Origin of the sequence: Variovorax sp. CCNWLW235 (assembly GCF_037204085.1) — a bacterium.
Lineage (GTDB): Bacteria > Pseudomonadota > Gammaproteobacteria > Burkholderiales > Burkholderiaceae_C > Variovorax.
Window position 1 is genome coordinate 83,823 of sequence record NZ_JBBCBW010000012.1, and the last position, 18,580, is coordinate 102,402.

14 protein-coding genes are annotated in these 18,580 nt (G+C 64.3%); 9 read left to right on the forward strand and 5 right to left on the reverse strand.

Annotated features, from left to right (window positions below):
- The first annotated feature begins 55 nt into the window (after positions 1-55).
- From V9L21_RS15265 to V9L21_RS15280, 4 genes are all read left to right on the forward strand, one after another.
- Positions 56-688, forward strand: a complete 633-nt coding sequence (locus V9L21_RS15265; RefSeq protein WP_337313190.1) for a DUF5666 domain-containing protein — start codon at positions 56-58, stop codon at positions 686-688.
- A gap of 2 nt (positions 689-690) precedes the next feature.
- Complete coding sequence (locus V9L21_RS15270; RefSeq protein ID WP_337313191.1) at positions 691-1,305, forward strand: cytochrome b/b6 domain-containing protein; 615 nt, start codon at positions 691-693, stop codon at positions 1,303-1,305.
- Positions 1,302-2,039: a molybdopterin-dependent oxidoreductase gene (locus V9L21_RS15275; protein WP_337313192.1), complete on the forward strand. Its 738-nt coding sequence runs from the start codon at positions 1,302-1,304 to the stop codon at positions 2,037-2,039. Before V9L21_RS15270 ends, V9L21_RS15275 begins: the two co-directional genes overlap by 4 nt.
- A 169-nt stretch (positions 2,040-2,208) precedes the next feature.
- Positions 2,209-2,712, forward strand: coding sequence for a nuclear transport factor 2 family protein (locus V9L21_RS15280; protein ID WP_337313194.1), 504 nt, complete (start codon positions 2,209-2,211; stop codon positions 2,710-2,712).
- Between the two features lie 78 nt (positions 2,713-2,790).
- Here the strand turns inward: V9L21_RS15280 and V9L21_RS15285 are convergent, their stop codons facing one another.
- Positions 2,791-3,423, reverse strand: coding sequence for an FMN-binding negative transcriptional regulator (locus V9L21_RS15285; protein WP_337313196.1), 633 nt, complete (start codon positions 3,421-3,423; stop codon positions 2,791-2,793).
- Positions 3,424-3,507: 84 nt separating this feature from the next.
- On the opposite strand from V9L21_RS15285, the gene pdxR reads away from it, so the two are divergent.
- Positions 3,508-4,989 carry a MocR-like pyridoxine biosynthesis transcription factor PdxR gene (pdxR, locus tag V9L21_RS15290; protein ID WP_443304950.1) on the forward strand — a complete coding sequence of 494 codons (1,482 nt, stop codon included), beginning with the start codon at positions 3,508-3,510 and terminating at the stop codon, positions 4,987-4,989.
- 29 nt (positions 4,990-5,018) lie between these two features.
- Here pdxR and adeC read toward each other — a convergent pair whose 3' ends face one another.
- From adeC to V9L21_RS15305, 3 genes are read right to left on the reverse strand one after another with little or no spacing between them, the layout of a single operon-like run.
- Positions 5,019-6,476, reverse strand: a complete 1,458-nt coding sequence (gene adeC, locus V9L21_RS15295) for an AdeC/AdeK/OprM family multidrug efflux complex outer membrane factor (RefSeq protein WP_337313200.1) — start codon at positions 6,474-6,476, stop codon at positions 5,019-5,021.
- A gap of 10 nt (positions 6,477-6,486) precedes the next feature.
- Positions 6,487-9,636 carry an efflux RND transporter permease subunit gene (locus V9L21_RS15300; protein WP_337313202.1) on the reverse strand — a complete coding sequence of 1,050 codons (3,150 nt, stop codon included), beginning with the start codon at positions 9,634-9,636 and terminating at the stop codon, positions 6,487-6,489.
- Between the two features lie 13 nt (positions 9,637-9,649).
- On the reverse strand, positions 9,650-10,858 hold the full coding sequence (locus V9L21_RS15305; RefSeq protein ID WP_337313204.1) for an efflux RND transporter periplasmic adaptor subunit: 1,209 nt from the start codon (positions 10,856-10,858) through the stop codon (positions 9,650-9,652).
- A gap of 149 nt (positions 10,859-11,007) precedes the next feature.
- On the opposite strand from V9L21_RS15305, the gene V9L21_RS15310 reads away from it, so the two are divergent.
- Both V9L21_RS15310 and V9L21_RS15315 read left to right on the forward strand, forming a co-directional pair.
- Entirely contained in the window at positions 11,008-11,631 is a 624-nt protein-coding gene (locus V9L21_RS15310; RefSeq protein WP_337313206.1) for a TetR/AcrR family transcriptional regulator, read from the forward strand.
- 137 nt (positions 11,632-11,768) lie between these two features.
- Complete coding sequence (locus V9L21_RS15315) at positions 11,769-13,370, forward strand: peroxidase family protein (RefSeq protein ID WP_337313208.1); 1,602 nt, start codon at positions 11,769-11,771, stop codon at positions 13,368-13,370.
- Positions 13,371-13,468: 98 nt separating this feature from the next.
- Here the strand turns inward: V9L21_RS15315 and V9L21_RS15320 are convergent, their stop codons facing one another.
- On the reverse strand, positions 13,469-15,685 hold the full coding sequence (locus V9L21_RS15320; RefSeq protein ID WP_337313210.1) for an Ig-like domain-containing protein: 2,217 nt from the start codon (positions 15,683-15,685) through the stop codon (positions 13,469-13,471).
- Between the two features lie 379 nt (positions 15,686-16,064).
- Between V9L21_RS15320 and V9L21_RS15325 the strand changes: the two genes are divergently transcribed.
- Both V9L21_RS15325 and V9L21_RS15330 read left to right on the forward strand, forming a co-directional pair.
- Positions 16,065-16,736 (forward strand): TetR/AcrR family transcriptional regulator, encoded by a 672-nt coding sequence (locus tag V9L21_RS15325; protein ID WP_337313212.1) that lies wholly within the window; start codon positions 16,065-16,067, stop codon positions 16,734-16,736.
- Between the two features lie 229 nt (positions 16,737-16,965).
- A complete protein-coding gene (locus V9L21_RS15330) occupies positions 16,966-18,537 on the forward strand; it encodes a carotenoid oxygenase family protein (RefSeq protein WP_337313214.1) in 1,572 nt (523 codons plus the stop codon).
- Positions 18,538-18,580: the final 43 nt, after the last annotated feature.

The window sequence follows — 18,580 nt, forward strand, 5'->3', positions numbered from 1 at the left end:
CCCCTGAGCTCGGGCGATCCCTAGAGTGGCTTGTCTTCACTTACTACGGCCATCCATGAACACCAGACTCGGAAAACTTTTTCGGACCTTCGCCCTCCCGGCATTGATGACGGCCGGCCTGCTTGGCGCCAGCTACTCCGCGCTCGCGCAGACCCCGCCCCCGGTTGGTGTGCGCGGCGCGATCACCGCCGTCAGCGACGATTCGATCAAAGTCCGTACCAACCGCGGCGAAGACCTGACGGTCAAGATCAACAGCAGCACTCAGGTTCGCGCGGTCACGCTCGCCAAGTTGACCGACATCAAACCCGGCAGCTACATCGGAACGGCGGCGACTCCGCTGCCCGACGGTTCTTTGAAAGCGCTTGAAGTGCATGTGTTCCCGCCCGCGATGGCGGGCACCGGTGATGGTCACCGTGCCTGGGATCTAGCACCCAAGAGCACCATGACCAACGGCACGGTCGGGGACCTCGTCGCGGCCAACGGCCGGACCCTGACTCTCAAGTACAAGGGCGGCGAGAAGAAGATCGTCGTGCCGGACGACGTGCCGATCGTCAACCTCGAACCTGGCGATCGCTCATTGCTCACGGTGGGTACCAAGGTCGTGTTGTTTGCGAAGAAGGAAGCTGATTCAAGCCTGTCTGCAAGCTTCATCTCCGCGGGCAAGGACGGCGTGACGCCGCCGATGTGACGATGAAGAGCAAGATGATTCATCCGCTGGCGGTGCGCGCCGCCCATTGGGTCAATGCGTTCGCCATGACCTGCATGCTGATGAGCGGTTGGACGATCTACAACGCGTCGCCGATCCTGCCCTTCCAATTCCCGGCCTGGATGACGCTTGGGGGTTGGCTCGGTGGCGCCATTGCGTGGCACCTTGCGGCCATGTGGCTGCTCGTCGCGAACGGCCTGCTGTACTTGCTCTACGGCATTGCCAGCGGTCATTTTCGTCGGGAGTTTTTCCCGATTCGCGCCAGCGAGTTGCTGCGCGACACAGGACGTGCGCTGGCGTTACGGCTCCCGCACGAAGCCGGCCGCTACAACGCGGTGCAGCGCTTCGCCTATGTCATCGTGCTGCTGCTTGGCGTGCTCGTCGTCGCATCGGGGGTGGCAATCTGGAAGCCTGTTCAGCTGGCATGGCTGGCCGGCCTTTTTGGTGGCTTTGATTTCGCGCGCAAGGTGCATTTCGCGGCAATGGCTGGCATCGTCGGCTTCATCGCGATCCATCTGCTGCTCGTCCTTCTCGTTCCGCGCACGCTGCTGCCGATGGTTATCGGACGTGCGCGGGCCTCTCACAGTACCGCACCATGATCAATCTCTCTGACCACAAGAAGCAGATCGCGAACCTCGAGCGGCGGCTTTTCTTGCGCTCGTCGCTGTCGATTGGCGCGCTCTCGATGCTGTCCGGCTGCAACCTGCAGGACAACGACCAGGTCGACAAGGCCCTGTGGGCGCTGTCGCGCTGGAACGACCGCGTGCAGGCCCGACTCTTCAGCGGCAGCCGCCTCGCGCCGACCTATGCGCCGAACCAGGTCACGATGCCGTTCCCGTTCAATGCGTTCTACCCAGAGTTCGATGCGCCCCAGGTCGACTTGTCGAACTGGCGGCTTGAAGTCTCCGGACTTGTCACTGACAAGACGGCTTGGACCGTAGAGCGCCTGCGTAGCTTGCCGCAAGCGCGGCAGATCACGCGCCATATTTGCATCGAGGGCTGGAGCGCCATCGGCGACTGGGGCGGCGTGCCGCTCAAGACATTCCTGCAGCGCATCGGCGCGGACACGACGGCGCGCTTCGTCGGCTTCAAATGCACCGACCGCTATCACTCGAGCCTCGACATGGCCAGCGCGCTGCACCCGCAAACGTTGCTTGCCCTTGACTTCGGGGACGAAGCGCTGCCGACGGCCAACGGTTTTCCCCTGCGGCTGAGTGTTCCGACCAAGCTCGGATTCAAGAGTGCAAAGCACGTCGCTGCGATCTTCGTGACCAACACGAATCCGGGGGGTTATTGGGAAGATCAGGGATACAACTGGTTCAGCGGAATTTGACATCGGCAGCTGGTGACCGGCGATGCTGCTCCGCCAGTACAAGTCACGCGGTGCCCGGAGAGCTTTTGAGAGGTTTTCAGAATCTCTTCATTGGCGTTTTTGAGCACAAAGCCAGTGCTGATCGTCTATAACGGCTGCAGTCCAGCGCCCTTAACAACCGTCTCGAACCATGAAAAATCCTCTGTTCGCAGGTCTTCTCTTTGCGCTTGCCGCCATCTTGCCGCTCGCTGCGGCAGCACAGGTCCCGGTTCAGCCGGCCGCAGATCAGGAGGCGCTTCTCGCAAGCGCCGATCCGATGCTGCGGGCGAACAAGCGGCTGGTCTACGACTTCTGGCGTGAGGTCTTCGAGGCGGGCCAGGTGGCGCAGGCGGACAAGTACGTTGCCGAGTCCTACATCCAGCACAACCCCAACGTGCCCACCGGCCGTGCGGCCATGGTGGGATTCGTCTCGCGACGGACCCCGACGCCTCTGCCGGTAGAAGCCCGCATCAAGGCGCCGCTGGTCTCGATCGTCGCCGAGCGCGACCTCGTGATCCTGAGCTTCGTGCGCGAGTACCCCGAGCCGCAGGACGCAACGCGCAAATACACGACCACCTGGTTCGACATGTTCCGCCTCGAAAACGGCAAGATCGTCGAGCACTGGGACGGTGCCGTGAAGCCTGCGAAGCCCTGATCGCGAAAGCCGACGGACCGATGTGCGCAGGCGCTTTCTCTGCGCACACCTTCTCAGTGCCTTGATCGGCAGGCCTCCTCAACTGGGTCCGCCAGCCTTTCGCATCAATGCCCCCAGTTCCTCGTGCCCGCGCGCCTCGAGCGTGTCTGCGGCGCCGAGCCGGTCGCGCGCTTCCTTGTTCTGGCTGAGCTTGGACTTGCCCACCAGCGAGGTGATGGCAATTTCGATGCCCACGATGCTGCGCACCATGCTGTCGATGTACCCGGGTGCGGAGTCGCCCATCTTCCAGGGGCTGGGTTCGCCCGCCTCGTGGCGCCGCGTCAGGCGCGCGATGATGCGGCGCGCGAAGCGCTCGTCGTCATGCACGGTGAGCACGCCGTGCGCGTGCACCACTTCGTAGTTCCAGGTCGGCACCTGGTGGTGCGCCTCGTGCTTGGACGGGTACCAACTGGGTGAGATGTAGGCCTGGGCGCCGCCGAAGACGACCATCACGGGAGTTCCCGTGGGGCAGCGCTGCCACAGCGGGTTGGCGCGAGCGACATGCGCCGACAGCAAGCCATGCGTTCCGGCCTCGGGATCGAACTCGAAGGGAAGGTGATCGGCATCCAGGCCGGTGCTCCCATGCGTGACCAACGCGCCCAGCGGATGCTCGCGGATGATGCGCTGGAGTTCCTCGGGTCTTGATTCGGCAAAGTGCGTGGGGATGTACATCGGGTCAGGGTGGAAATGGTGTGGGCAGACAGAACTGTCGCGTGAAACCGGCACAATGAGAAGGTCCAGTTCAACTCCTTTTGCATGGACCAGTTTCATATGCCGCCAAGCCCAGGTGCCAGTGCAAAAAGAGCCGGCCGCCACATCTACGATCTCCTGCGTTCGCAGATCGCCGACGGCACGCTCTCCGCCGGCGCACAGGTGCCGTCCACGCGTGCCTTGGCGGCCGACCTGGGGGTGTCGCGCACCACGGTCACCGCCGCCTACGAGCAGCTCGCAGCCGAGGGCTTCCTTGCCACGTCTGTCGGTCGCGTCGCCCGCGTTGCAAGTCCGCTGGCTGCTCCCGCATCGTCCGACGCGAAACCGAAACGGCAAAGCACGAGTGCGCCGACTCTTTCGGACTTCGGCCGCCGCGTGTCGGCAGCCGACATGCCCGGGCTTGCGCCTGCGGAACCTTGCCGCATCGATTTTCTCTATGGCGCGGTGGCGACCCGCGATTTTCCGGCGCTCGCCTGGCGCCGTGCCTACCAGGCCGAACTGCTGCGCCATCAACGCAGGCTCTACTACGTTGCGCCCGAAGGCGACGCATCGCTGAGACGCTCGCTGCAGGGCTACCTCCGGCGCGCGCGGAGCCTGGCCTGCGATGCAGAGCAGATTCTTGTGGTGCACGGCTCACAGCAGGCCATCGACCTGTGTGCGCGGCTGTTGCTGAATGCCGGCGACGCGTTCGTGTTCGAGGAGCCCGGCTACCTGATGGCGCGCCGGTGCTTCGAGGCCACGGGCGCCGAGGCCTTGGCGATACCGGTGGATGCGCAGGGCCTGAACACCGCCATGCTGCCGAACGACGACCGCACCCGCCTGGCCTACGTGACGCCCTCGCACCAGTTTCCGCTGGGCGGCGTGCTGCCCATCGGCCGGCGCCTGGAGCTGCTCCGTTGGGCACGAACGCACCGCGCCTGGGTGATCGAGGACGACTACGACGGGGAGTTTCGCTACGGCCAGCGGCCAATCGACGCGCTGCAGTCCATAGACACCGATGGCCGCGCGATCTATATAGGCACCTTCTCCAAGGCGCTGTCGCCGCAGCTCCGGCTGGGCTACCTGGTGCTGCCGCCCGAACTGGTGCCGGTGTTCAGGCAGGCCAAGCGGCTGGCCGACCGCCACGCGCCCGTGCTGGAGCAGCGTGTGCTGGCGTCGCTGATCGACAGCGGTGCCTACGAGCGTCACGTGCGGCGCACGCGCCGTGCGCACGAGCGCCGCCGTGCGGCACTGTTCGATGCGATCGCGAACCACCTGCCAGCCAGCGCCACGGTCATCGGCGCAGCGGCCGGGTTGCATGTGGTGCTCTGGCTGCCGTTCCTGCGGCCGCAGGACGAGCCCTCACTGGTGGCGGCAGTGCGCGCCAAGGGCGTGGGGGTCTACGCGGTGTCGCCGTTGTTTGCGGGGCCGCAGCTGCGCGCGCAGCCGCGACCGGCCGGACTGATCCTGGGGTACGCCAGCCTGTCGGTCGAGGAGATCGACCAAGGGATGCGTGTTCTGGCTGAAGTGATCGCCGAGCGGGTGTGAGGCCGCTCGGCTGACTGCAGCGCCTTCACTCAGGAGGTCTTGCCCGAATGCTGGGCGGCCACCGGAGTGTCCGTGGTCTCGCTCCAGCCGCCCCCCAGTGTCTTGTAGAACGTCACCAGGTTGGTCAGGCGCGACAGGCGGGTGCCGATCAGGTTCTGCTGCGCGGTGTAGAGCGAGCGCTGCGAATCGAGCACGCTCAGGTAGCTGTCCACGCCGCGTTGAAAGCGCGCCTGCGAGAGCCGGTAGCTGTCCGATGTGGCATTCACCAGCGACTCTTGCGCGTCGAGCTGGCGCCCGAGTGTGCCGCGTTGCGCCAGGGCATCCGAAACCTCGCGGAATGCCGTCTGGATGGCCTTCTCGTACTGTGCCACCGAGATGTCGCGGCTCACCGTGGCGATCTTGAGGTTGGCGCGGTTGGCTCCGCCGTCGAAGATCGGCAGCGTGACCTGCGGCGCAAAGCTCCAGCTACCCGAGCCGCCCTTGAATAGGCCGGAGAGCTCGTCGCTCGATGTGCCGGCCGATGCAGTGAGGCTGATGCGCGGATAGAAGGCCGCACGCGCCGCGCCGATGTAGGCATTGGCGGCCTTGAGATCGCGTTCGGCCTGCAGGATGTCGGGGCGGCGCTGCAGCAGTTCCGAGGGCAGCCCAGGTGGTATGGCGGCCAGCGGGCTCGCCGCTGCTTCCGTAGTGTCGGGCAGGGCTTTCGGCAGCAGGTCTTCCGGCACCTCGGCGCCCACGAGCAGCGTCAGCGCATTGCGGTCTTGGGCCACCTGCGCGGTGTAGCGCTCGACGTCTACGCGCGCGGCGTCGAAGCTGGTCTGCGCCTGGCTCAGCGTGAGCGCCGACGCCGCGCCAAGCTCGAAGCTGCGCTGGTTGAGGCGGTACGAATCGCTTTGGCTCTGGAGCGTGTCGTGCGCAAGCTTCAGCCGGTCCAGGTCGGCGGCGAGCGTGAGATAGCTGGTCGCCACCTCGGCCACGAGCGTGATCTGCGTGCTGCGCCGCGCCTCGGCCGTAGAAAGAAACTGCTGCAGCGCCTGCGCGCTCAGGCTTCGCACGCGGCCGAACAGGTCGATCTCGTAGGAGCTGAATCCGAGCGATGCGCTGTATTGGTGAGCCGTGAGCGCCGCGCCGGTGGACGACAGGTCGGCCGGGGTGCGGCTGCCGCTGCCGCCCGCGCTGGCGTTGACGGTGGGAAAAAGCGCCGCGTCCTGCACCCGGTACTGGGCACGGGCCTTCTCGATGTTCAGCACCGCCACGCGCAAGTCGCGGTTGTTGGCAAGGCTCGTCTCGATCACGCGCTGCAGCGAGCGATCGGTGAATACGTCTCGCCAGCCCAGGTCGGCGACGGGCGTGGTTGCCGGATTACCGCTCGCATCGCCGGCGAACTTGCCGGGCACCGGGGCCGCCGGCTGCTGGTAGGCGGGCATCAGGCTGCAGCCGGCCATCAGGGCAGCCAGTGCGAGCGGGGTGAAGCGAAGGAGTTTCATTGCAGACATTTCAGGATGCGGCCGCGGCCGGTTGCACGGGCAGGGCGGCCGGAGCGGCGCCGCCCTTGAACAGGCTGCGCACCACCACGAAGAAAAGAGGCACGAAGAAGATCGCGAGGACGGTGCCGGACAGCATGCCGCCGATCACGGCGGTGCCCAGCGCATGCTGCGCGCCGGCTCCGGCGCCGCTTCCCAGCACCAGCGGCAGCACGCCGAGGATGAAGGCCAGCGAGGTCATGAGAATGGGGCGCAAGCGAAGCCGCGCCGCTTCCAGTGCCGACTCGACCAGCCCCTTGCCCTGTGCGTGCAGGTCCTTCGCAAACTCGACGATCAGGATGGCGTTCTTCGATGCGAGGCCGATCGTGGTGAGCAGGCCCACCTGGAAATAGACGTCGTTCATCTTCCACGTCAGGATCGCGCCGACCAGCGCCCCCAGCACGCCGAGCGGCACCACCATGATCACGGAAAACGGAATCGCCCAGCTCTCGTAGAGCGCGGCAAGGCAGAGGAACACGATCAGGATGGACAGCGCGTACAAAAGGCCGGTCTGGCCGCTCGAGGCCTTCTCCTGGCGCGACAGGCCGGTCCATTCGTAGCCGATGCCCGCGGGCAGCTTGGCCACCGCCTCCTCGACGATGGCCAGCGCCTCGCCGCTGGAGGCACTGCCCGGCATTGCCATGCCCAGGATCTCGACGGAGGGAACCCCGTTGTAGCGCTCCAGGCGCGGCGAGCCCGAGCTCCAGCCCGCCTTGGCGAACGAGGTGAAGGGCACCATGGTTCCGGCGCTGTTGCGCACGTACCAGCGGTCGATGTCCTCGGGCAGCATGCGGTACTGCGCATCGGCCTGCAGCATCACCTTCTTCACGCGGCCTTTGTCGATGAAGTCGTTGACGTAGCTGCTGCCCCATGCGGCCGAGAAGGTGTCGTTGATGTCGGCCATCGAGAGACCCTGGGCCTGCGCCTTGTGCGGATCGATCTCGAGCCTGAATTCAGGCGTGTCCTCCATCCCGTTGGGGCGCACGGCCACCAGGCGCTTGTCATTGCCCAGCGTGGCGAGCAACTGGTTGCGTGCCTGCATCAGCGCTTCATGCCCCAGGTTGGCCCGGTCCTGCAGCATCAGGTCGAAGCCGGTCGCGTTGCCGAGCTCCGCCACGGCCGGTGGCGCAAAGGCAAACACCTTGGCATCGCGAATGGTGTTGAAGAAGGCGCCGGCCTTCGCCGCCACGCCCGTCACGCTCAGTGCTTCGCCCTTGCGCTCGTCCCAGGGCTTGAGCTTGATGAAGGCGAAACCCGTGTTCTGCCCGCTGCCCGCAAAGCTGAAGCCCGCGACCGTGAAGATGCCCGAGACCGCGTCCTTCTGGTCGACCAGGAAGTGCTGCTCCACCTGGCGGATGACTTCTTCCGTGCGCGCATTGGTCGCGCCCGGCGGCAGCTGCACCAGCCCGAACATCGTGCCCTGGTCCTCGTCCGGCAAAAAGCCCACCGGCAGCTTCATGAAGCCGAAAACCACCGCCGCCAGCAATACTGCGTACAGCACCATGTAGCGCCAGCCCTTGCCCATCATGTGCCGCACGATGCCCTGGTAGCGGCCGTTTCCGCGGTCAAAGCTGCGATTGAACCAGCCGAAGAAGCCGGTGCTCGCCATCGCATGGCCCTTGGGCACCGGCTTGAGCAGCGTGGCGCACAAGGCCGGCGTGAGCACCAGCGCCACCAGCACCGACAGCGTCATCGCCGAGACGATGGTGATGGAGAACTGGCGGTAGATCACGCCCGTGGAGCCGCCGAAGAAAGCCATCGGCACGAACACCGCCGCCAGCACCAGGGCCACGCCGACCAGCGCGCCGGTGATCTGGCCCATCGACTTTCGCGTCGCCTCCTTCGGCGAGAGGCCTTCCTCCGTCATCACGCGCTCGACGTTCTCGACCACCACGATGGCATCGTCGACCAGCAGGCCGATGGCCAGCACCATCGCGAACATCGTCAGCGTGTTGATGGTGAAGCCGAAGGCCGCCAGCACGCCGAAGGTACCCAGCAGCACCACCGGCACCGCGATGGTCGGGATCAGCGTGGCGCGGAAGTTCTGGAGAAAGAGGTACATCACCAGGAACACCAGCACGATGGCTTCCACCAGCGTCTTGATCACTTCTTCGATGGAGATGCGCACGAACGGCGTGGTGTCGTAGGGCTTCTGCACCTTCATGCCCTGCGGAAAGAACTTCTCGAGTTCGGCCACGCGGGCGTCCACCGCCTTGACCGTGTCGAGCGCATTGGCACCGGCCGCCAGCTTGATGGCCAGGCCCGCGGCCGGCTTGCCGTTGTAGCGGCCGACCGTGTTGTACGACTCGCTGCCCAGCTCGATGCGAGCCACGTCGCGCAAGCGCACCTGTGCGCCATTGGTCTGCGTGCGCAGGAGGATGTCCTCGAACTCCTGCGCGGTCTTCAGGCGCGTTTGCGAGGTAATGGTCGCGTTGAGCTGCTGGCTGCCGGCCGCCGGCATGCCGCCGAGCTGGCCGGCCGACACCTGGGCGTTCTGCGCCTGGACCGCTGTCTTCACATCCAGCGGCGTGAGACTGAAGTTGGCGAGCTTGTTCGGGTCGAGCCAGATGCGCATGGCGTACTGCGAACCGAAGAGGGTGGTGTCGCCCACGCCCTCCACGCGGCTGATCGCGTCCTGCACGTTGGCGGCCACGTAGTCCGACAGGTCGGAGCCGTTCATGCTGCCGTCTTCCGAGGTGAAGGCCAGCACGTTCAGGAAGTTGGTGGCCGACTTCGTGACCGTGACGCCTTGCTGCTGTACCTCCTGCGGCAGCAGCGGCGTGGCCAGCGAGAGCTTGTTCTGCACCTGCACCTGCGCGGTGTCGGGATCGGTGCCGTTCTCGAAGGTGAGCGTGATGGTGACCGAGCCCGACGACTCGCTGGTCGAGGCCATGTAGCTCAGCCGGTCCAGGCCCTTCATCTTCTGTTCGATGATCTGGGTGACGGTGTCTTCCAGCGTCTTGGCGGAAGCGCCGGGGTAGTTGGCGGTGATTGCGACGGCGGGCGGCGCAATGCTCGGGTACTGCGCAATGGGCAGCGCGGCAATGGACATGACGCCGCCCAGCATCACGATGATGGCGAGAACCCACGCGAAGATGGGGCGGTCGATGAAGAAGCGTGCCATGGCGTTCTCTCGATCAGTTCGCCGCGCCGGCGGATGCCGACGGGGCGGCCTTCGCCGTTTCGGTGCCCGCCTTGGAGCCGGGGATCCATTGCACCGTTTTCACCTCCACGCCCGCTGCGGCGCGCTGCTGACCGTCGACCACCAGCTTGTCGCCGGCCGCGAGGCCGCTCTTCACCAGCCACTGGTCGCCAACGGCGCGTTCCGTCTCGAGCATGCGCCGCTGCAGCTTGTTCTGCGCGTCCACCACATAGGCTGTCGGCTTGCCGGTGCTGTCGCGCGACACCGCCTGCTGCGGCACCATGAGCGCCTGCTCCTTCACGCCTTCCTGCAGTACGGCTCGCACATACATGCCGGGCAGCAGGTCGGCAGCGGGGTTGGGAAACACCGCGCGCAGCGTGATGGCACCGGTGTTCTGGTCCACCGTGACATCCGAGAACTCGAGCTTGCCTTCGATCGGATACGCGCTGCCGTCTTCGAGCAGCAGCCGCACCCGTGCGGCATTGGCGCCGCTCTTTTGCAGATCGCCTCGCGCCATTGCCTGCTTGAGCTGGAGCACCGCGGCGCTGGGCTGTGTGAGGTCGACGTAGATCGGGTCGAGCTGCTGGATGGTCGCCAGTGCGGTCGACTGGCTCGCCGTGACCAGCGCGCCGGGCGTGACGCTCGACTTGCCGATGCGGCCGGAGATCGGTGCGTCGATGCGTGCATAGGCGAGGTTGATGCGGCTCGTTTCCACGTTGGCCTTGGCCGCGGCAACGTCGGCCTCGCCCTGCTGCAGCGAGGCGGCCGCGTCGTCGTAGTCCTGCTGGCTCACCGCCTTGATGGCAACCAGTTCCTTGTAGCGCCCGGCCTTGAGACGCGTGGTGCCGAGGCTGGCTTGTGCCTTGGCGAGCGCGGCAACGTTGCTGTCGTAGGTGGCCTTGTACGTGGCGGGGTCGATCTGGTAGAGCGCCTCTCCGGCCTTCACGTCGCTGCCTTCGCGAAACCTGCGGGCTTTGACGATGCCGCCGACCTGCGGGCGCACGTCGGCGATGAGATAGGGCACGGTGCGCCCGGGTAGCTCCGTCGTGATGGCCACGCGCCGCGGCTGCACAGTGACGATGCCGACCTCTGGCGTGCCCGGCGCCGGAGGCGGGCCGCCTGGCGGCTTGCCGCAAGCGACCAGCAGGAAAGTGGACACGATGGCCGCGGCAAAGGTCAGGCCATAGGTGAGAGGGGGGCGCATCGCGATTCTCCTGGGGAAGGGCCGGGCGCTATGGCCGGCCGTTGGTTGAACGAACATAAATAGACAGTGATGTACTGAAATGTATTTTGACTTCGAGGGCTTTGTCAATCAATAATGAGCACCTGTGTATAGAAATAAAGAGAGACGCGATGCGAGTCAAGACGGAAGCCAAGCGCGATGCCATCGTCCAGGTGGCATCGGAAGTCTTTAGGGAACTGGGGTTCGAGGGAGCCTCGATGGTGGAAATTGCCGCTCGCGTGGGCGGTTCGAGGGCAACGCTCTACGGGTACTTCAAGTCGAAGGAGGAACTGTTCGTTGCCGTGATCCACGCCTCGGCGAAGGCCCACTTCGAGCCGATCTTCACGGCGCTGGCCGAGGAGGGCGATGAAAACCTGGAGCGCGTGCTGCAACGCTTTGGCGAGAAGGTCCTGGCCGCGATGTGTTCGCAAGAAGTCATCCAGGCGCACAGGGCTGTGATTGCCGAAGCGGGGCGCAGCGAGATCGGGCGGCTTTTCTATGAAGGCGGGCCCAAGAAGGGCGTCGCCGAACTGGCGGGTTTGCTCGAGCGGCAAATGCGCAAGGGCCGCCTGCGAACTTCGGACCCCGTCACGGCCGCCAGCCACCTGATGGCGCTGCTGGATTCGGAAACTGTCAAGCCCAGCCTGCTTGGTATTCAGGGGCCATTCACCCGCCGTGAACTGCGAGACGCAACGCGCCGCGCCTTGCAAGTGTTCCTGTGCGGCTATGCACCAGCCGGCAAGCCCGAGGAATGAGCGTGCATCGCGGCCCGTCGGGCACATAGCCCCCCGATCGAGCAATCCCGGTCTAGCGCAACCGGTCTAGCGCAAGCTGTCTACGGCGAGCTGTCTACCGCGAGCAGCGTATATGAATCTTTCGAGTGCTCCGTAGGATGCAAATCCGCTTCGATCATGTTGCTCGAAGCTCAACTTGGAGCAAGGAAGCCATCATGTCCGAAGAAATCGGTGTCAATCCCAAGCACGGCCGTGCCGGCCGCCATCCCACCAAGGCCACTCTGGATGCGCTCGCAGGGCATGGCGATCCTGGCATGTTCGGCAGGATGTTCCCGCGGCTCGCGCCGCTCTCGGTTGCCGACGACAAGTTGAGAGCCCTCGCCGATGCAATGCTCGATGCCGGTCCGGCTGGTGGCGGAAACAACCCGCGAGTGCCGGCAGGGTTCACCTACCTGGGCCAGTTCGTCGATCACGACATCACGCTGGACCTGACCTCCATCGGCGACAAGCTGGAAGACCCGACCGCGGTGGAGAATTTCAGAACGCCCGCGCTGGACCTGGACTCGATCTATGGGCGCGGTCCGGACGGCAGTCCGCACCTTTATGCCCGCGGCCCCAACAACGGACCCAGCGCGAAGCTGCTGATCGGCAAGACCACGCTCGGCTTTCAACAGAACGCGACCGACATAGCCGGTGTGTTCCCCAACGACTTGCCGCGAAGCCCCGAAGGCCAAGCCTTGATCGGCGACCACCGCAACGACGAGAACCTGCTGGTCGCGCAGACCCACCTGGCTTTCATGAAGTTCCACAACAAGGTGGTCGATCTGCTGGCGGCCTCGCCGACGGCGCCTGCGCCCGCCGAGCTCTTCTTCGAGGCCCGGCGCGAGGTGACCTGGCACTATCAATGGCTCGTTCTGCACGACTTCGTGGAACGGCTTACCGAAGACGGCATCGTGGCTCGCATCCTCAACGAGGGCCGCCAGTTCTACAGATTCAAGAAGACGCCCTACATGCCGGTGGAGTTCTCCGGTGCGGCCTACCGGCTTGGACACAGCATGGTTCGGGAGGTCTACAGCCATAACCGGGTCTTCACCCCGGGCGGGCTCGCGCCCGCTTCGCTGGGGCTGCTGTTCGCGTTCTCCGGCCTTTCCGGCGGCATTGTGGGCGACCTGGCGCCTGAGCCGCTCACCGCGCCAACGCCGATCAGCAAGCTTGCCAGCAACTGGATCATCGACTGGCGGCGCTTCTACGATTTCGGCAACAACCCGCCAGGGGTCACGCTCAATCAGGCGCGCAGCATCGATCCTTTCATCGTGAAGGCTCTGCACACCTTGCCCGGCGGTGCCAGCCTCCCATTCCTGAACCTGAAGCGGGGCGTGATGCTCGGACTGCCCTCTGGCCAATCGGTGGCACGGGCGATGGAAGTGCCCAACCCCCTGACAAGCGCCGAGATCTCGTCCGGCACGGACGGCGCCGTGGCCAAGGCACAGGGACTGCATGAGCAGACGCCCCTGTGGTACTACATCCTCAAGGAAGCGTCGGTCAGAGAGGGCGGCGAGCGATTGGGGCCTGTGGGCGCGCGCATCGTGGCGGAGGTCTTCATCGGATTGGTCCACGGCGATCATGAGTCCTATCTGTGGAAGAAGGGCCCCGCGTGGACGCCAACCCTTCCTTCGCGCACGCCGGGGACTTTTACGATGGTCGACCTGCTGCAGTTCGTAGGCGACGTGAGTCCCATCGACGGCGTGACTCAAGTCTGATCCCGGTCTGATTGGCGCCTCGGCGACGCGTCTCAGTGGCCGCGTCGCGCGTGCGCTCATCACGGTGCAAGAATCGCCTGCGCTGCCGACACGGTGCGCTATTTCACGAAGTTCAGCTTGTCCAGAATCGCCGGATCGAGGCCGAGTTCGAAGAAAGGTTGCGGGCCGTCGGCGTCGCTGAAGGCCGCACCGCCACTTGCCAGGAAGCTGCCGATCTGCCTTTGTGCCTGCAGCGCGTAGGGTGCGGCTGCGGGATTGGTGATCTCGAGCAGGTACCCGTGCGGGTTGCTGCCCACCGCCGCGTTCGCCGCCAGTGCCAGGTCGTGCCGGTAGAAGCTGACTCGATCGTTCAGTTCGCCTCCGCGCACGATCCACGCTGAGCTGGGGTTGCTCATGACGTTGTCGCCTTTGGCGTACTGCAGGATCACCGGCTTCGGCTGGTGCCCCGGCAGCGGACGCAATCTCAGAAGCGGCGCGTAGGCGGTGGCTACCCCGGCCTGCTGTGCCCATTCGCTGTTGTCGAAGGACTTGGCAATAGCCATTGCACCATCCACATGCCTGGTCAGTGGCGGCTCGTTGCGGAATGGCTGGTTGTCGTCCCACTGCGGGATGCCATTGGCAGGCGGGAGGTTGATGAGCGACGGCTTGCGGGAGGCCAGGCTGAAGGCACGCAGGATGCGGAACTCACCGTTGCGCGTGGCCTCGATCAGGCTGCCGCCGCCGACGTTGGGTACGCCGGCAACGATGCCTGGGTCCACGCCAAGGAGCATCGCGCCGTACACGCCGCCAAAGGACTGGCCTGCATAGGAGATGCGGGTGCCGTCGAAGTCAGGTTGTCCGTCGCCGTCCAGATCGACGCCCTTGCTGAACCGGCGTGCCAGTTCGGCCAGGTCGACGACGGTCTGCCGCAGCGAGTCGCGCGGCCCGATCACGCCATAGGGTGCCGACGCCGTGCTGCCTTCGGTGGCGTCGATCTTGCCGTCTCCGTTCTGGTCGATGCCGCGGCCCGGCGTGGCCACAGCGATCACGCTGCCGTCGGTGCCCGTCATTTCCACGCTGCCTTGCGAGCCGCCTCCATGCCCGACCACGTTGATCGACACAGTGGCCAGACCGTAGGAAGCCAACACGGAGGCCATTGCCCATGGCGCACCTTGGATCGAATCGCCGAAGCCGTGGCCGAACAGCACCACCGGCCAGCCGCCTGCCGGCTTGGGGCCGGACGGCACGAAGATCTGTACCGTCGTGGCCTGCTCGCCGCGCGGAAGGGGAGTCACTGCGGTGCCCACAGGCGTGATGCGGGCTGTGGCCGTATCGATGAAGTTCGGCGAAAGGAAACTGGCATAGGCCACCTGCGCCACCGCACCGGGCACCGTCTGGAGCGCTTGGAGCCTCAAAGTGCTGTTGCTGAATGTGGGTGCCGTACCGACCTGCCGCTTCACTACACCGCTGCTCAAATTCGCAACATCGAATACCGCCCGCACCGTAGCGCCATTGCGCGAGCCGATCATGAAGTCGAGTCCGGCCGCGGGGCGAGCCTTGACCAGGTTCACCATGCCGGCCAGCTGGGCGGTTGCGGTTTGCGTTGTGAAAAGGCTGGCGGCCACCGGCTTGGCCGCATCGAACGGCAGCAGCGCCAATGCCTGGCGCAACTCGTTTCGGTAGCTGCCGGTATCAGCGGCGCTGCCCACGGGCATGCCACTCGACGTATCCAGCCATTCGCCCCGGCCAAGCGGCTTTCCGGCCGAGTCCTTGACCCGGTTGGTCACGACCAGCACGTAGCGCGCTCGCTCGCGGAGCAGCTGGTCGCTCTTGAAGCTCAGCGTGCGCGACGGTGCGTCCCAGGCCACCTGGTTGATGCCGCTGCGCTCGCCCAGTCTCCAGCCGTCCGCCCCGCCGACTCGCACCAGGTAGACGCTCTCGCTGGTGACGCTGGCAGGGTCGATGTCTCCAGTGAAGGGCACGGTGAAGCGAGGCGTGATCGAAAAGCCGTCGAGCGTGCCCAGCTCGTCAATGTCCTGGCAGTCGCTCACCTGGACCGCGCAGTCCGGTTTGGGCAGCGAGACGCGGCGTCCCGACAACTGCTGCGCGTCGGCGACGGTATAGCGATCGGAGGGGAAGGGCGCGCCGTCCGGCGAAATCGCCGAAAAGCCCACCGCCACCTTGCTGTCGGAGGAATCGACCGCCCCGTTTCCCGGCGTCCAGTTGCCGAACCCCGCAGGTGAACTCCCGGATCCTCCACAGGCTGTGAGGGCTGCAGCAGCCGTTGCAGCGGCTGCGAAAGCCGATTTGAGGCGTACGGTTGCCTTTCTATGCATTGCGAAGTCTCCTGTTGTGTTTCTTGGCATATCGCTTGTGGCGGGCCGGTAGCGGTTGGACTGCCGCCTGCGCGACCTCGAGCTGGGGCAAAGTGTCTTGACTGGTTCAACGGCGGGCAATGGCAAGATCGCTCGCCGCGATTGGCAAAAACGATCTGGGCGAAGATCGGGCAGATTCGCCGCAGCCGATAAGGCGCAACCCTGCCGACGATCGACATCATTCGCCAATTGAACCAATTTTTTTGAAATAAAGAGCAGGGTTCGATCGCAATTCAATTGAATTCTCAATGCATTTGAGTGCTTTGCGTTTTTCTATGGCTTGACGTATTTAATGCCGCGGTGCTACCATCCATATTTGCTCATATTTTTAATTAATCTCGTGCAAAGTAATAAAATAAAATCTTCCAACTCTTCGGAAGCAGGCGAAAAGCAGGGGTATCACCACGGGAATCTCAGGGAGGCCCTGATTCAAGGTGGATTGAAAATCCTCAGGGAAGAGGGGATAGAAGGAGTGACCCTGAGGGCCGTGGCTCAATACGCAGGCGTTTCCCAGGCGGCCATCAGAAACCACTACAGAGACAAGAACTCCTTGCTCGCCGCCATGGCTGCCGCCGGACATGTCGATCTCTCGAAGCGGAGGGGTCGCAAGCGGGGACAGCCGACGAAGCTGGAAGATGTCATTGGCTTGATATTTTCCAATTACGTGGAATTTGCAATTGAGAATCCGGATCTGTTTCGCCTCATGTTTGCGTACAAGAGCTTGCGGCGGCAGGAGTATTCAGATCTGGAGAGTAATTCGACAGCAGCGCTTCGCAACTTGATGGATCTGCTCTCGCAAGCCCTTGCCTTGGAGGGAATTTTCGAAAAGGATGTCGAGCCTTTGACCTTCAAGGTCTGGAGTGCGATGCACGGAATTGCGATGCTTGCCATAGATGGGCAATACGTAAAAATCGCGGGCAACAGAACGCTCATTGCCCAGCATTGCCGCGAACTGGCGCAGATGATCGCCGTGGGATTCGTGCAGGTGGAAAACCTGAAGAAATCGTCCTGAATCCATGGCGGCCCGCGTGTCACGCGCGCGCCCGCCATCGCGCTTCCGGGAATGGCTTCGCGGCGACTGCATATCACATGAATGTATTCGTTGAATACATGGAAAACACGTGGCCTCGTAAGGACCTCAAAAACACGCTCAATGTTTACAATGAACACATTGAAGCCGACGCTGAGCTTCGAGCCGAGGCGGCCGACTTTTCCGCGCATACGAACCACGAGGCAACCACATGTCCGATCCCGCGATCGAAACCATCTTCAGTGCCGAGGAGCTGCAACTCCTCGATCAAATCTCTGCCGATGCGGAGGCCCACAACCGCACCAGCGTGTACAACGTGCCCGGCTATGCGCCGGTGTCCCACGAGACGCGTCATGTACCCGTGAAAGTTTCGGGCCAACTGCCCAAGGATCTGCGCGGTGTGTACCTGCGAAACGGCGCCAACGCCCGCTTCAAGAAGACCATGTCGCGTGCGCATGCGTTCAACGGCGCGGGCATGCTGCACCAAGTGCAGATTGGCGATGGCGAGGTGACCTACTCGAACGTCTTCGTGCGAACACCGCGCGATGCTTTCGAAGAGAAGGTGGGCCGCGAGATCTACCCGCAGTTCTCCGATCTGGCCAACGGTGCCACGAGGCAGCAGCCGAAGCTGAAGCTGATCGAATCGAAGAAGGCGCAAGGTGCCATTCCGAACTTGACGCCGCTCGAACTGAGCACCGCCTCCACTGCCGTGCAGATGCACAAGGGCAAGCTGTACTGCCTGAACGAAACGGCTTTCCCATTCGTGCTGAACACGCGCGAAGTCGAAGGGCGTCTGGTCATTGACGGAACGGGTCGGCTCGAGACGTGGGACGGCAAGCTGCAAAGCCCGTTCTCGGCCCATCCGCGCATCGATCCGAAGAACGGCACCTTCTACAACGTCAGCATCCATCGCCAGAACGGCGGCATCTTCTACTCCCGGCTGGAGGATGGCGATCTGAAGGATCACCAGCTGATCCATCAGCAGGAGGGTGCTGGCGGCTGGATGGCTTATCTGCACGACTACATCGTCTCGGAGAACCATGTGATCTTTCCCGACCCTTCGTTGCGCAGCGACCGCTCGCGCATCGGGCAGGAAGAAAGCATCTACTACTTCGATGCGGGCTACAAAATGCGCTGGGGCGTGCTGCCGCGCTACCCCAAGGCCGGTGACACCGTTCGCTGGTTCGAGACGAACGAACCGGGCTTTATCTGGCACATGGTCAACGGCTGGCAGCAGACCGGGAAGGACGGTCACAAGCAGATCGTGCTATTCGCGCCTTTGTTCAAGAACTACCAGGCCGGTGTGCCCATCCATAGCCCCGAAGAGGGGCATGGCAAGCTCCACAAGTGGGTGCTGGATCTGGAAACCGGCGCGGTAGAAGCCAGGCAGCTGCTCGATGGTGCCTTCGAGCGCCCGAGCATCAATCCGGCCCGCTCGGGCTTGCCTTGCCGCTACGTCTACCTGCTTGACGAGAGCAGTGGGTACATGGGCAAGGGTGTGCTCAAGTACGACCTGCAGGAGGAGAGGGAGGTCGGCTACCTGAACTACGGCGATGCGCTGGGCGGCGAGGCGCTGTTCGTGCCGCGCGAAGGTGCCTCGGCCGAAGACGATGGCTACCTGGTCGACCTGCTCATGAAGGAGAACGAAGCGGCCCTGGTGGTCTTCAGCGCCGCCACCCTGCAGGAGCTGGCGCGCATACAACTGCCGGCGCGCGTGCCGTTCGGAGTGCATGCCTGCTGGTTGGACCCGCAGTGCCTGTCTGGGATGCGCCACGGCGAGTAGCCGGGATACCTCGGCCGACGGGCATCAGGCTTCGAGGTTTATC